The organism is Mycobacterium sp. MUNTM1, from assembly GCF_054660795.1.
Genome location: NZ_BAAGDE010000014.1, coordinates 19,387 through 32,256 on the forward strand (window position 1 = coordinate 19,387; position 12,870 = coordinate 32,256).

General features: G+C 67.1%; 14 protein-coding genes. 9 read left to right on the forward strand and 5 right to left on the reverse strand.

What is annotated here, in order from left to right:
• Positions 1 to 190: 190 nt before the first annotated feature.
• From ACYQ8K_RS10345 to ACYQ8K_RS10360, 4 genes are all read left to right on the forward strand, one after another.
• On the forward strand, positions 191 to 484 hold the full coding sequence (locus ACYQ8K_RS10345; protein ID WP_036473578.1) for a hypothetical protein: 294 nt from the start codon (positions 191 to 193) through the stop codon (positions 482 to 484).
• A gap of 240 nt (positions 485 to 724) precedes the next feature.
• A complete protein-coding gene (locus ACYQ8K_RS10350; protein ID WP_036473576.1) occupies positions 725 to 2,011 on the forward strand; it encodes a hypothetical protein in 1,287 nt (428 codons plus the stop codon).
• A gap of 44 nt (positions 2,012 to 2,055) precedes the next feature.
• Positions 2,056 to 2,346, forward strand: a complete 291-nt coding sequence (locus ACYQ8K_RS10355; protein ID WP_036473574.1) for a YiaA/YiaB family inner membrane protein — start codon at positions 2,056 to 2,058, stop codon at positions 2,344 to 2,346.
• Between the two features lie 135 nt (positions 2,347 to 2,481).
• Positions 2,482 to 3,795 (forward strand): acyltransferase family protein, encoded by a 1,314-nt coding sequence (locus ACYQ8K_RS10360; RefSeq protein ID WP_051641691.1) that lies wholly within the window; start codon positions 2,482 to 2,484, stop codon positions 3,793 to 3,795.
• Between the two features lie 52 nt (positions 3,796 to 3,847).
• Here the strand turns inward: ACYQ8K_RS10360 and ACYQ8K_RS10365 are convergent, their stop codons facing one another.
• From ACYQ8K_RS10365 to ACYQ8K_RS10385, 5 genes are read right to left on the reverse strand one after another with little or no spacing between them, the layout of a single operon-like run.
• Positions 3,848 to 4,522, reverse strand: a complete 675-nt coding sequence (locus tag ACYQ8K_RS10365) for a response regulator (protein WP_036473572.1) — start codon at positions 4,520 to 4,522, stop codon at positions 3,848 to 3,850.
• On the reverse strand, positions 4,512 to 5,672 hold the full coding sequence (gene macS, locus ACYQ8K_RS10370; protein WP_036474078.1) for a MacS family sensor histidine kinase: 1,161 nt from the start codon (positions 5,670 to 5,672) through the stop codon (positions 4,512 to 4,514). The genes ACYQ8K_RS10365 and macS overlap by 11 nt, the downstream gene beginning before the upstream one ends.
• Before the next feature lie 35 nt (positions 5,673 to 5,707).
• Positions 5,708 to 6,319 (reverse strand): hypothetical protein, encoded by a 612-nt coding sequence (locus tag ACYQ8K_RS10375; protein ID WP_036473570.1) that lies wholly within the window; start codon positions 6,317 to 6,319, stop codon positions 5,708 to 5,710.
• A 12-nt stretch (positions 6,320 to 6,331) separates the two neighbouring features.
• Positions 6,332 to 7,012, reverse strand: coding sequence for a hypothetical protein (locus ACYQ8K_RS10380; protein ID WP_036473568.1), 681 nt, complete (start codon positions 7,010 to 7,012; stop codon positions 6,332 to 6,334).
• Between the two features lie 40 nt (positions 7,013 to 7,052).
• Positions 7,053 to 7,835, reverse strand: coding sequence for a sensor domain-containing protein (locus tag ACYQ8K_RS10385; protein WP_036473566.1), 783 nt, complete (start codon positions 7,833 to 7,835; stop codon positions 7,053 to 7,055).
• A 236-nt stretch (positions 7,836 to 8,071) separates the two neighbouring features.
• On the opposite strand from ACYQ8K_RS10385, the gene ACYQ8K_RS10390 reads away from it, so the two are divergent.
• From ACYQ8K_RS10390 to ACYQ8K_RS10410, 5 genes are all read left to right on the forward strand, one after another.
• Positions 8,072 to 9,091, forward strand: a complete 1,020-nt coding sequence (locus tag ACYQ8K_RS10390; RefSeq protein ID WP_051641690.1) for a sensor domain-containing protein — start codon at positions 8,072 to 8,074, stop codon at positions 9,089 to 9,091.
• Between the two features lie 106 nt (positions 9,092 to 9,197).
• The gene (locus ACYQ8K_RS10395; protein ID WP_198049005.1) at positions 9,198 to 9,887 is read left to right on the forward strand and encodes a sensor domain-containing protein; all 690 of its coding nucleotides are present in this window, start codon (positions 9,198 to 9,200) and stop codon (positions 9,885 to 9,887) included.
• Between the two features lie 87 nt (positions 9,888 to 9,974).
• Complete coding sequence (locus tag ACYQ8K_RS10400; protein WP_036473556.1) at positions 9,975 to 10,382, forward strand: hypothetical protein; 408 nt, start codon at positions 9,975 to 9,977, stop codon at positions 10,380 to 10,382.
• Positions 10,383 to 10,583: 201 nt separating this feature from the next.
• A complete protein-coding gene (locus ACYQ8K_RS10405; RefSeq protein WP_083063901.1) occupies positions 10,584 to 11,657 on the forward strand; it encodes a DUF7373 family lipoprotein in 1,074 nt (357 codons plus the stop codon).
• Entirely contained in the window at positions 11,654 to 12,865 is a 1,212-nt protein-coding gene (locus tag ACYQ8K_RS10410; RefSeq protein WP_036473554.1) for a DUF7373 family lipoprotein, read from the forward strand. Before ACYQ8K_RS10405 ends, ACYQ8K_RS10410 begins: the two co-directional genes overlap by 4 nt.
• Positions 12,866 to 12,870: the final 5 nt, after the last annotated feature.

Here is a 12,870-nt window from a genome sequence, read left to right on the forward strand (position 1 = left end):
CGTCGTGTCCGATGCTGAAGTAGACGGGCCACACCCCGCGGCCCCCGGGGCCACCATAGGGGCGGTTTTCTGGCACGTCGTGGGCCGCCTCGCGGTCGGCGCCCTTGGCCTGATGTTCATCGCCCTATTTTTCGGGGCAGGCCTAGTCGCCTACCAAGATCTGACTGGGCCGCACTGCGATGGACACCGGATGGGCCCGGCCGACACCTGCTCGGTGCTGACCTCCCGCGGGTACCGGTCGATAAGAACGATCGAGAAGTTGAACCGGGCAGGCACCGATCCAGCGGTGCTGACCGCGCCGGTGAACTGGCATGCAACACAGGAAAATATCCACCAGGGCGTGTACTCGCCGGCGAGCATGCGGGATTTTCACCGCAACACCGGCTACACCATGTTGGGCGGCGCGTTACTGATCGCACTGATGTTGGGGTCATGGGCGTACAAGGCCGCCAAAGCACGGTCATCGGCACCACGACGGCTCTGACGGCGCTATCACGACCGAGCCCGCCTCGGGCTGAGGTCGGTCGCTGCGGCAATAACGAGCGAGTTGCAGAGCTCGTCGGAAGTATCCGGCAGTCCCCCTAAACCCGCGCCCCCGCGCGACCGACGCCGAACGAAGCCTCGCCGAGAAATACGCAAGCCAAGAGCGAGGCGTCATAGTGTGGCGCTCGGCAGTAATGCCGCTCCCGCTCGACCGGATTAGGCGTAAGTCATGCTTAAGGACATGCCGAAAAAATCACTAGAGGCACAGACCCAGCCAGAAACCGGCTCCGGTGAGCGCGTCCTCGGTACGTGGCAAGCCGCCGGACTGAGCGTTGCGGTGATTGTGTCTGCGGCGCAGTACGGACTGGGCGCGCTGCTCGGTGCAGCGGTCATGGTCCCGGTCATCTACGCCTTGGCGCGACTGCGCCGCTATGCACCCCATGCGCGCAACACCGCCGAATTGGTTGGTGCCACACTGGGCCCGAAGGCGGGGACTGCAGCCGGCACCGTTCAACTGCTCGCCTATGTGGTGCTGACAGCGAAGTTCGCCACCGCCCTCGGATCGCTGCTGCTGCTGCAGTTTTCATCCGGTGAAGACCCTGCCGAGAACTTTTCGTGGTTACCGGTCGCCGCGGCGGGGACCGCGGTCGTCGTTGGCGCCATTGTCTGTTGGGCGTCGACTCGGGTCATCGCGTCGCTGGTGGCGCCGCTCGTGATCGCCGGGTTGCTCATCTCCGTCTACCTTGCGGTGGCAGTCACTGCGCGCGTCGCCGCAGGCAGTGACCCCGTTGTCATCGGGACGGCCGCTACCCAGGGCCGGCTGTCTGGTCAGTTAGTCGGCTTCGGACTGGGGATGGTGGGCGTTGAACTCATCACGGTCCGAAGCGCGCGCGTAGCCAGGCCGGGGCGATCCATGTCGCTGGCGGTCGCGGTAGTGGCCGCGGCGGCGCTGGTGTTGTGGGTGGGTGATCACCAGGGGGTGGTGGGGCCGTGGCGATGGAGTGCCAAACTCCTGGGCGAAGCTGTGCCGGAGTTCTATGCCGAAGCGGGTCGGACGTGGATGACTATCACCGGCGTCGCTGTCGGGGTGGCCGCTGCGTTGGCCTCGGGGTGGGCAGTGGTGCGCGTCGCCGCGGACCTGGCGGTAACGCGCCAGGCGCGGCCGAACACCATCGCGCGAGTGGTGCTGATGGCGCTTGTCGCGGTGACGGCTGCCGTCTTGTCGGCGCACGGTGCGCGCTGGATCGGGTTGGTCATTCTCGGCGCGGCGCCCCTGCTGCTGATGGCGCTGTATGTGTTTGTCACAGAAGCTAATTCGCGAGTCCCCGGCGACAGCGTGGTGGCCTGGTGGGTGCGGCTGGTGATGCCCGCGGTGGCCGCGGTGGCGGTGGTCAAACCGCTGGTGGACTCCGAGTTCGCCGCGGTCGAGGTGGCGACGGTGGCCGCCGCGGCGATCGGGGTGGGCGCGGCGGGCGCGGCGGCGGCGCTGCTGGCGCGGCCCCGCGACCGCACCGCGAAATCTGAGTAGTCTTACGGATCCCGCGAACGGTCCGCTGCCGCAGGCTTATTGGCATGACCGTTCCCAACAGCATGTCGAAAACCACCGCCGCCTTCTTCGTCCAGGCCGCCGTTGCATTCGCGATCAGCTTCGTGGCCGCGCTCGGCGGAATCTATTTCCTGCCGCTTGACCCCTGGCCGCGATTGTTCCTCGGGGTCACCTTCCTCTTTCTGGTGTCGAGCGCGTTCACCCTGGCCAAGGTGATCCGCGACCAGCAGGAGGCCGCAACCGTTCGGGTGCGGCTCGATGAGGCCCGCATCGAAAGGCTGCTGGCCGACTACGACCCGCTCAACGCCGCGGGCTGAGTAGAACTACTCAGCCTTGTCGCGTAGAAGTGCGCAGGCCCGCGCCCGCGCCACCGGCGATGCTTTCCTCATCGCACGATTCCTGCTCCACCACAACGCTCCGCAGTCACAGCACAGAAGGGCAATTCCGCTCCCATGACCACTCTTGTCCGGTTTCCAGACGTCGCCGAGGTGGCCGCGAGTACGCCGGCCGATCGCGACCGCGTCCTGGACGTCATCCGCATCACGTCGCTGGTCGGCGTGGTGCTCGGCCATACCGTGATGGCGGCCAGCATCATCCGCAATAACGTTTTGATCTGGGACAACCTGCTCACCACCTCGGCGCTGTTTCAGGCGATGACGTGGCTGTTGCAGATCATGCCGCTGTTCTTCTTCGCCGGCGCGGCGGCGTGCGTGTCCTCCTGGGCTCCGGGCACCAATTGGGGTGACTGGCTGATGAGGCGCTGCACCAGGCTGTTCCGGCCGGTGTTTTACTACCTGGCGTTCTGGGCCGTGGTGCTGACGGTGCTGTATCGGGCGCTGCCGCGGCACATCTACGATCCGATCGCCGGCGTCAGCACGCAGCTGCTGTGGTTCCTGGGGGCTTACGTCCTGGTGCTGGCCGCCATGCCGCTGCTGCACCGCGTCAGCACGGCCGGGCGGCTGGCCGCCGGGGTGGCGGCGGTCTACGGGGCGATCGCGATGATCGACGTGATCCGGCTGCACTGGCCGGCGATGATGCCGTTGGGTTACCTCAACCTGGCCGTCTGGCTCATTCCCGCGATGTTCGGCGTGGCTTACCGTCGCGGGCTGCTCGGCGGCCGCGCCGCGCTGGCCGTCGCCGCCGTCTTCTTCGCCGTCGACGTCGCGCTGGTGCGCTGGGGGCCGTATCAGATCAGCATGGTCGGCACCGGTGACCATCATCTGTCCAACACCAGCCCGCCGTCGCTGCTGCTGGCCGGGCACGCAATCATCCTGAGCGCGTTGGCGATCGCGGCCGCACCGGCGATCGCGCGCTGGGCGCAGCGGCCGCGGGTGTGGTGGTGGACCGCCATCGGCAACTCGGGCGCGATGACGCTGTATCTGTGGCACATGCCGGTGCTGTTGGGTGTGCATCTGGTCTTCGATTTCTTTGGCTGCCCGCGCTTTCCGGGTGCGCAGGATTTCCTCGCCATCAGCTTCGCGCAGGTGTTCATCGTGATGGTCGCGGTGGCGGTGCTGTTCGTGGCGCTGCGGCCGCTGGAGAACAACCCGCTGTCCGGCTGGGACGGTGCGCCCGCGGTGACGTCGCGGTGGCGCGGCGCGGCCATCGGCGCCCTGCTGTGCACGTCCGGCGTGGCGCTGCTCGCGGCGATCAGGTGGGGGCTCAAGGACGACGGCCTGGCGTGCATGGCCGTGGTGGTGAGCGCGCTGGTGAGTGCGCGAATCCTGGCCACACTCCCGGTGCGACACCGCCTCGCAACGCGGTAGCCCAAGATCGTTGGCCCGCGGGGTAAGTGTGGTTATCCGGCCGCCCCGCGGGTCACGGCTCTTCGTCCAGGCCGTGCTCGATGGCGTAGCGTGCCAGCTCCACCCGATTGGCGACCTGGAGCTTGCGGAAGGTCGCCTGCACATGGTTTTCCACCGTGCGGTGGCTCAACGACAGCTTCTGGGCGATCTGCTTGGCGGACAGCCCTTTTGCCACGTAGCGCAACACCTCTGTTTCGCGTTCGGTGAGGCTGGGGCGGGCGGGCCCGTCGTCCGTGCTGTCCTTGCTCTGTGCGATGCGCCGGTATTCGCCCAGCACCAGCCCGGCCAGGCTCGGGGTGAACACGGCCCGCCCGGCTGCGGTGGCGGTAACCGCCTGTGCCAGTTCGGCTTTCGAGGCGCTCTTGACCAGGTATCCCGTCGCGCCGGCTTTGACCGCCTCCAGGACGTCGTCGCGTTCGTCGGAGGCTGACAGCACCAGCACCCGCGACGAGGGGGAGACCGCGAGCACCGCGGCGGTCGCCTGGGCACCGTCGCCGTCGGTCAGCTGCATGTCCATCACCACCACGTCGGGCTTGACCACGGCGGCCCGCCGTCCCGCGGCGGCCACGCCGTCGGCGGTGGCGACCACGGTGAAGCCACCTTCGGCCAGGTCGCGCGCGACGGCGTCACGCCAGATCGGATGGTCGTCGACCACCATCACCGTGGTCGGCGTCTCGTCATCCGCCATGGCGTCCCTGTCCGCGTGGCACGCACAACTCCCACTCGGTGCCTTCCCCCGGCTCGCTGTGCAATTCGGCGCTGCCACCCAGCGCCGTGAGGCGCCCCACGATCGATTGGGCGATGCCAAGGCGCCCCTGACGCGTCGCTTCCTCGAGCCGGCCGGCGGCAATACCCACGCCGTCGTCGCGGACGCTGACCACGACGGAATCGCCGAGGTCCTCCACGAGCACGAAGGCGTGCGCATCCGGACCGGCATGGCCGACCACGTTGTCCAGCGCGTTGCCCACCGCGGCATCCAGTTCGGTTGCCGCCCAACGTCCCAACGGCACCGCAGTGCCCGGCAGGCTGAACGACACCCGATCGGACTCCCGGCACCGCAGCAGCGCGCGCAGGTCGATCGTCGCGCTGTCGGCGTCGGGATCGACGTCCGCGCACGCCAGCCAGCGCCGCAACGCGCGCTCCTGCTCGCTGGCCAGGTCGGCGAGTTCGGCTGTCGGGCCGCCGATCTCGTGCCCCTTCTTGGCGACCAGCGCCAGCACCTGGATGGCGCCGTCGTGGACCTGGCGGGATAACCGGTCGCGTTCTTGCACCGCGGCCGTCAACTGCGCCGCGCGTTGCAGCTCGTCGTGCGCGCGGCGCGCGGTCTGCGCGGCCATCCCGATGGCCATGCCGATCGCCAGTTCGATGATGACGGTGGCGTTGTGCCCGAGGTTGAGCGCGAGGTAGTTCTTGACGGCGAAATTGGTGGCCATCACCGCCAGGCCCGTCAGCATGCCGCCCGCGGGGCCGAACTGTATGGCGGCCGAAATCGTGGGATTGCTGGCCCACAACGTCGTCGGCCAGGTCTGGTTGTCGGCCGCCCAGTGCGGGCTCGCGACGAGGTTGTTCGACCACATCAGCAAGACGACGACCGCCAGCTCGGCGAGCACCCACGCCGGTTTGCGGCCGAAGCCCCGCAGATAGGCGATCGCGCAGGCCGCGCTCCAGCCGATCAGCGCGGCGAACAGCACCCAACCCAGCACGGGCCGAACCAGATCCGGGTTGATCGCGATTTGAAAGCCGGTGGCGTAGATGCAGCTCAGCAGGCGGAACACTTGCGCCGCGCGCCACAGCGGCGTGGTGGGATCGGGGCCGTGATTCGCCATCGTGGTCAGCATAAAGGCGCTGGGTCCCGCGGCGGACCGGGCAAACATCAGTCGATTGTTGCGTCGGTGGCGGTCGATGCGAAGCTCTTGGTGGTGACGGTGCCGTCGCTGTGGTTGCTGGTAACGGTGCAGCGGGTGCTGGTCGCGTCGACTGCGCAGGTGCCGGACCAGACGCTGCTGGTGTAGGTCAGGCTGCTGCCTGCGGGCAGCGGGATGAATCCGGCGGCACCGGTGGGTTCGCGGGTGACGCCGTCGGGTCCTACGCGCTGGGTGCTGAGGAACTCTTCGCGCGTGGTCTTCGAAAAGCCACTTGGGGCCGTGGTCGTGATCCGCACGAGGTTGTTGCCTTCGGCGGAGCCGTGTAGCTCGCCTAGGCATTCGATGTAGGCGAACATGCCGCGGGAGATGACCACGATTCGGCACAGTTGGCCGCTGGGCGAGGTGAACTGTGCGCCGCCGCCGCCGTAGGTGTTGAAGGTCTGGAAGGGTTTCGGGTCGACGGGGTGGTAGCCGGTGTAGTTGGATGGATCTGCGGCAGCGGGAGGGGCTGTTAGGCCGGTAAGCGCAGTGGCCACGCCGGCGCAGAGTATGGCGCCCCGCAAGCCGATCAGGTTGCTGTTGTTGTTGCGCGGTTCGCGCTCGGTGATCTGTTTAGCCACAACATCATCCAATCAGTAGGTCTGGCTGACTTGGGGCAGGATCCGGAAGCCATGTGTGCCGTCGTGATAGAGGTTCTGGATTTCACAGGTGATCGAGTCGTCAGTGACGACGGCGCATATTGATGTGTTGAGGTCGTCGTCGCCGCGGTGTCCTCCGGGGACGACAATCTTCTGCCCAGGATTGAGTAGGTGGTAGCTGGCGGGGTCGACGGTTCTTTTCTCGGTCGGGCCGGCGTGGTAGGTCTCTTGCTCGTTGAGGTCGGTGTGGCTGAGCAAGGAGAAGACTTCGGTGTGCCCTGGGGGCGCGGGTCCCCGCGTGATCGGCGTCAAGGTGTCTTTGTCGTAGGGCCACTCGGATACCTTTGCGTAGTTCACCCCAGATGCCACGCCAGGGAGCGGCCCCCAGCAGTCGATTGCGGCGGCGTACTGGAACGAGTGTGGGCCGTCATAGATTCGGCAGCGGATTCCGGCGCGGGTGGCGAACTGAATTCCGTTCCAGCCGTAGGTCGAATAGGTGCGGTAGTCGTCGGTGTTGACGGACCGGTAGTCGTCGAAGTTGACCGGAGGGGGTAGCGGCGGGGCGGCGCAACATGCCGGCTTTTGGTGGCATGCCACGCTCGCGGCGCCGATGAGTATTGCTGAGACGGGGACGGCAAGCGCGCGCACTGCCGGCACCTCCTTCTTCTGTGTCATGTGCCCATCAAGTCGACGATGGACTGGCGAGCTCGCTGGGTCAGGCCTGGGAGATGGCGCCGGTGGTCTTGGCGACGATGTCGCTGGCTTGGCTGGTGGTGTCGAAGCCGCACCACAGGGTGTCGATGATGACGTTGTTGGCCAGCCCCAGGGCGCGTTGGCAGGTGAAACCTTCACCGCTGGCTTGGGTTTGGGTGCTGGTCAAGGTGGTGTCGGTGGCACGCAGCTCGCCGAAGTTCCATGTCACCGGGGCGTGGCTGTGCAGGACGACGGTGAGCGAGTGGTTTGCGCAGCCCGACCAGCGTGTTTTGGCTTGGCTGAAGAATTGTTGGGCTGAGTCGGCGTCGCGGAAGCTGATGAGGGCCTGGACCAGTGCGTGGCGGGCGCTCCCCGGTGTGGTTGCGTCGTCGAGGATTTGGCCTTGCATGGCGGTCCAGTTGGTGCCTTGGTAGGCGTTGGCTTCGGCTGGGAAGTAGGTGTCGAGGCAAGCCGGGGTGGAGATGGTGTCCTCGTCGTGCCACATGTGCGTGATCGGTGTGCGCACGGCCATGCCTGTGGTGTGCGCAGCGGTGTTGATGTCGTTTTCGCTGAGCAACAGGTCTGGCAGGTGTTGGGGCAGGATCGCCGGCGGTTGCCAGCGGCCGAGGTCTGCGGCGGCTGCGGGGTGGCCGGTGGTGGTGGCGGTGCAGCCGGTGAGCAGCAGGCATAGGGCGGTGGCGGCGAGGATTGCCCAGCGGCCGGTGGCGGTCAGCCGCGATGTACGGGTGCTGTGTTTTGGTGCGCTGTTTTCTGTGGTCTTCGCGGGTGGTCTTGAGGCGCTCATTCGGGCGGTTCTCCTTGCTGGGCCTGGTGGATACGGATGCAGACGCTACCAACAAAACCACAGTGGTGCAATGTTATGAACCATTGCGCTATGTTTTTTGCTGTGGTCTAATCCAAAGCATGCATGACAGCGCGGCAGCGTCCGAGGGCTTCACCCCTCGCCTTGGACAAACCCCGGCCGCCATACAGCGACCCACTGCGCACCCCGCAACCTCGCCTATCCCCGAAGGACAGCAGATGCCCCACCACGCGAACCCGCCGCTCAGCACCGCCCAGACCGCCCCGCCATCGGGCAATGCCGCGATGCGCAACGGCTACCAGCCTGCTGCGATGCCGCCCATGGGCCCCGGGCCCGGCGAGGAAGCCACCGTGGTGCTGCCGCGGCGGCCACTCGGATTCGCAGGCGGCCCTCCCCCGGTCCGGCCCCTGCCGCCGGCGCCGTCCTGGGGCGCCGGCCCGGGCTACCCTGCTGCGATCGCGGCGCCGCGCCACCAGCGGTTCCCCCTGTGGGCCCGGATCGGCGCCGCCGCCGCGGTCATAGTCGCCATAGTGGCCGCCGGAATCGTGATCAACGTCGCCAGCAGCCCCGATGACATGGGCAGCGTGGCAGTGACTCGCTCCCCCCGCCCGTCCTCGACGCAGGCCAGCCCGAGCCCAACGCGGCAAGCGGCGGCAACGGTGCCGTTGTCGGCGCTGCCCGGGCTGCTGCTGGATGTGGCGACCATCAGCAGCATCGAGGGCGCGACGAACATCGCGCCAACACCGGACGCCGGTAGCGACGACGTGGCCTACAGCGGCGTGAATACCGACCGGCCCGAATGCGGCGAGATCCAAATCCCCGCGCTCGAGTCCGAACTTGAGGGCACCGGTTGGGTAGGGATACGCACCCAGTCCCTGCAGGACCCGAAAGTCGTTGAGCACCTGGACAACAGCGCCGCGATCTACTTCACGACCGCCACGGCGGCCAGCGACTTCGTGGCCAAGCAGGCTGCGGCCTGGCCGAAATGCAACGGCGCCACCTTGCGCCTGCTCGAGCGGGGTCAACCAGACAGCATCTGGATGGCCAGCACGGTCGCCAACCGTGACGGCATGCTCAGCATCATCAACACCCAGGAAGGTGCGGGGGGCTGGCAGTGCCAACGGGCCATGACCGCCCGCAACAACATCGTCATCGATGTGCGCAGCTGCGGTAATAACCGCACCGATCAGGGCCTCAAGATCGCGACCCGGATGGCCGATCGTGTCAACCCCCGCTGACCAGACCCACCGTTGCTACTCGCGCGAGAAGAGAGGAGCGGCCATGGCTTGGATGCGCTTGGCGCCCAATGTCGTTCGGCTGATCCTGGTGCTGGTGTCCTCGGCGTTGATCACGCTGGTGGCCGGTTGCGCTGATGTCGTCAGCGGCACTGTGCGCGCGGCGCCGGACCTCAAACCGCGCCCGCTGGTCGGCGAAGTCATCAAGCAGGCGATGCTGACCGATGCTGAGTTGTCCCACGTGTTCGGTCAATCGTTCAAACTCGATGACAGTATGCCGCCGAAGTTCGGCGGCCCGGCGGAGATGTACTGGGACTGGCCGGACGCTTCACGCAGCGATTGCGCCTCGCTGGCGCACATCCTGATGGGCGAGGCCTACCGTAATGCGCAGGTGGTCAACGTTGCTCACGAACAGTGGTGGGCCGCCGATGTCGGCGAATTTCCCACGGTGATCGATCTCGTCGAGGGTGTGGTCGCGTTACCGAACACGGCGGCGGCCAATGCGTTGTTTGAGAAATTCGGTTCGCAGTGGTCGCGGTGCGCCGGTCAGCGCCTCGACAGCGGCCTGGGATTTCAGAATGAGATCACCGAGGTGCACGCCGGTGCTTCAGTCGTGGAAGCCACCGTGGAAGAGGTAGACCTGCACACGAAACTGCGGCGGGTGCGCGCGCTCGGTGTGCGGGGCAATTGCCTGGTGGAGGTCGAGGCGGTCTATTTCCGCGACGTGGCGCCCGCGCCAGGCAAGGACGCCAGCGATGTGGCCAGGGCGATGATGGGCAAAATCAGCGATCGAAGCTGACGCCCTGGTAGTAGCGACTACCATTCTCCCCATCGTTGCCGGCGCACACAGGCCGGCCGCGGGACCTGAGAAAAGGAGGGATCGGACGTGCGCGACGAATCGGCGGCTGAGCCGATGGCGACGCTGCTCAACAGCGCGCGCGCCCGCCAGCTGGATGCTGCGGCGCGGAACCGCCTGCACCGCGCCGCGCGCGAGGCCGCACTGCTGTATCCGGACAATCCCGACTTACAGCAGTGCGCGGTCGACGCGGCGATCGACTATCTCAACGACAATGCTGACCTGGACGCTGACGGTGCCGAATGGCATCGCATTCGCGACCAGGAGAAGCGACTCGGTGCCCGAGTCCGCCAACTCGCGGTGATGGCGGTGGCCGACAAGGCTGTCTCGGAACGGCGGGCGGCCAGCGCCATCTTCATCGACCGCATGGCGTTGCGGCGCTGGTCGGGCAAACGGCCCAACAGGCGCCGGAGCGGATCAGCGAAAGCCGCCCGGTGAAGATCCGACACACAAGCATCGCCGCCGCGCGCCGGGGCTTATCGCCGCTGCTGCTCAGCCTCGCCGTAGTGGTCGTCGTGGGCAGCGGCTGCTCGAACCAGGTGACGGGGGTAGCCGTCAAATCCGGCGGCCCGGCGCCCGCGGCGGCCAACGCGGCCCTGCTCGACCCCGGTAACTATCCGCGCCGGCCCCGGCCCCCCCTTGGGCAACGTCGCCGATGACGCCGCCGGGCGCCGCGTCGAGGCCCAGCGGATGGCCGACATGGTGGCCGGACCGTGGCAGATCGACGCCACGTTGATCAGCCCGACGAACGCCGAAATCGCGCCCACGACAGCGTTTCCCGAGCCCACACGGCTATCGGCGCTGGTGCGTGGGGATTCGATCGCCGCGATCGCCGCCGCGCATCATTTCGTGGCCGGTTTCGTCAGTGGGCGCGCCACCCCGCCACCTCCACAGGGACAGGCCGGCGCTGACAAGCCCAAGATCCTGGACAACGGGGTGTTTCGGTTCCCCAGCCCCCAAGACGCGACGGATGCGGCTGCGGCGATGGCCGCCGCTGATGTGGGCACCATCCGCCCGGGCAACATCCCAGCGACCCGGCTGGCGATCCCCAACTATCCCAACACGCGGGCCTACGTGGCCCCGCTGTCAGGAGGTTTTGAAGCCTCAGCGTTCAGCGCGCACGGCCTGTACGTGTTTTTCCAGTTCGCCGGATCCAAGGAAAGCTCCGCGGCGGTCGCCGACATGATCGCCAAAACCCTGGATTTGCAAGGCCCGGCCGCTGACCACTTTCAAGCCACCCCAGTCGATCGGCTGGCCAGCTTGCCGGCCGACCCGACCGGTCTGCTGGCCCGCACCGTGCCGGCCACCGACCCCAACGTCAACCAGGGTGGGGTCTACTCCGCGCACGGCTCACTACATTTCCGATCCGACCCGGTTGCCACCCAGGCGATGTACAACGACGCCGGCATTACCCACGTCGCCGTCGACCGCACCACCATCTACGAGGCCGTCGATACCACCGGCGCCCAGCGCGCCGCTGATGGGCTTGCCCGCATCGACGTGCCGTTCCTGGGCTATCACTCCGCCCCCGGCATCAACGGTCTACCCTCAGCGCGCTGCTTTGACCGCGGGCCCGACATCACCGACCTGGGGGCGGTGCGGTTTGTGTGCATCGCCACCGCAGCGCGCTACGCGTTCAAAGCCACTGCGGCCCAAGAGGTTGAGGCCCATCAGATCATGGCTGCCCAATACCTGATGCTGACCGCGCCATGACCGGGCGCATCCGTTCATGGTTGCGCGCCGCGGCCGTCGGAGTCGCGGCGCTGACGGTGGCCTGCAGTACCACGATCGCCGGCAGCGCGGTCAAAGCCCCCGGGGAGGCCAGCCCCGACGGTGTGAATCTGGCGTTGCTCGATGCTGGGAACTTCCCCACCACCCCCCGCGCCCCATTGGGGTTGGCCGGCGACGCGCTGCGCGGCGGCTGGGCCGAAGGGCGCCGCCTGGCCAGCGTGGTGGTGGGCCCGTGGGAGGTCGACGCCGACCTGATCGACTATGCGCAAATCGAATCCGGCGTGGTCAAAGACGTCGATGCGGTCAACGCGCTGCTCGGGGCCCCCCTGGGGGAGGCGCTTAACGGCCACAACTTGCTGGCCGGGTTTTCCAGCGCCCGTCACACCGACAAGGGCCCCTATAAGGACCTGCTGACCACGGTGTTGGAACTGGCCAGCCCGGCTGATGCGAGCGCCGCGATCACCGCGATGGCAGCCAAAGGCGCTGCCCTGACGATGCCCTTTGACACCAAACCCATCCCGACGCAACTGTTTTCGATTCCCCGATACCCAGCTACGACGGCACTGACCTACCAATGGACAGCGCAATACCCCGACCCCGGCCCGCGGTTCTCGGTGACCGCCTTGACCGCACACGGACAATACGTGCTGGCACAAACAGCGACGTCGGCTGACAAACCCGATACGGCTGCCGGGTTGATCGCCACCACACTGGATTTGCAGCAGCTCCTGGTCGACAAATTCAAGCCGACCCCGCCGGATCAGATGGCTCAACTGCCGCTGGACCCCGATGGGTTGATGGCCCACACGGTGGCCCCCCGCCAAGAAAACGAATCGATCAGCGACGGGATCTATGACGCCCATGGGGCGCTGCACCTGGCCACCGGCGACCCCGTCCACTTGGCGGCGATGTTCAAATCCGCTGGCGTGCAACAGGTCTCCTACGTCCTCGAAACCCGCGTCTACCAAACCCCCGACACGGCCTCCGCGGCGCGCCTCGTCGCCGATGAGACCGGGCCCAACCAGGTCGGCGGGATCAGCGGCATGCCCAAGGCGAAATGCTTCAACGAAACCCTGGGCTACTGGTGCGTGGCCCGCGCCGACCGCTACGCATTCGAGATGCAAAACGAACAAGAACACGCTGTGCACCAGATGATGGCCGCCCAATACCGCATGCTGACAGGGAAATGAGCCGC

Coding starts and splice junctions, on each gene's coding strand:
- ACYQ8K_RS10410 (WP_036473554.1), top strand. CDS start 11,654: ATGACCGGGCGCATCCGTTCATGGTTGCGCGCCGCGGCCGTCGGAGTC.
- ACYQ8K_RS10385 (WP_036473566.1), bottom strand. CDS start 7,835: ATGAGCGCCTCAAGACCACCCGCGAAGACCACAGAAAACAGCGCACCA.
- ACYQ8K_RS10355 (WP_036473574.1), top strand. CDS start 2,056: ATGACCGTTCCCAACAGCATGTCGAAAACCACCGCCGCCTTCTTCGTC.
- ACYQ8K_RS10345 (WP_036473578.1), top strand. CDS start 191: ATGGGCCCGGCCGACACCTGCTCGGTGCTGACCTCCCGCGGGTACCGG.
- ACYQ8K_RS10365 (WP_036473572.1), bottom strand. CDS start 4,522: ATGGCGGATGACGAGACGCCGACCACGGTGATGGTGGTCGACGACCAT.
- ACYQ8K_RS10390 (WP_051641690.1), top strand. CDS start 8,072: ATGCCCCACCACGCGAACCCGCCGCTCAGCACCGCCCAGACCGCCCCG.
- ACYQ8K_RS10350 (WP_036473576.1), top strand. CDS start 725: ATGCCGAAAAAATCACTAGAGGCACAGACCCAGCCAGAAACCGGCTCC.
- macS (WP_036474078.1), bottom strand. CDS start 5,672: ATGCTGACCACGATGGCGAATCACGGCCCCGATCCCACCACGCCGCTG.
- ACYQ8K_RS10380 (WP_036473568.1), bottom strand. CDS start 7,012: ATGACACAGAAGAAGGAGGTGCCGGCAGTGCGCGCGCTTGCCGTCCCC.
- ACYQ8K_RS10360 (WP_051641691.1), top strand. CDS start 2,482: ATGACCACTCTTGTCCGGTTTCCAGACGTCGCCGAGGTGGCCGCGAGT.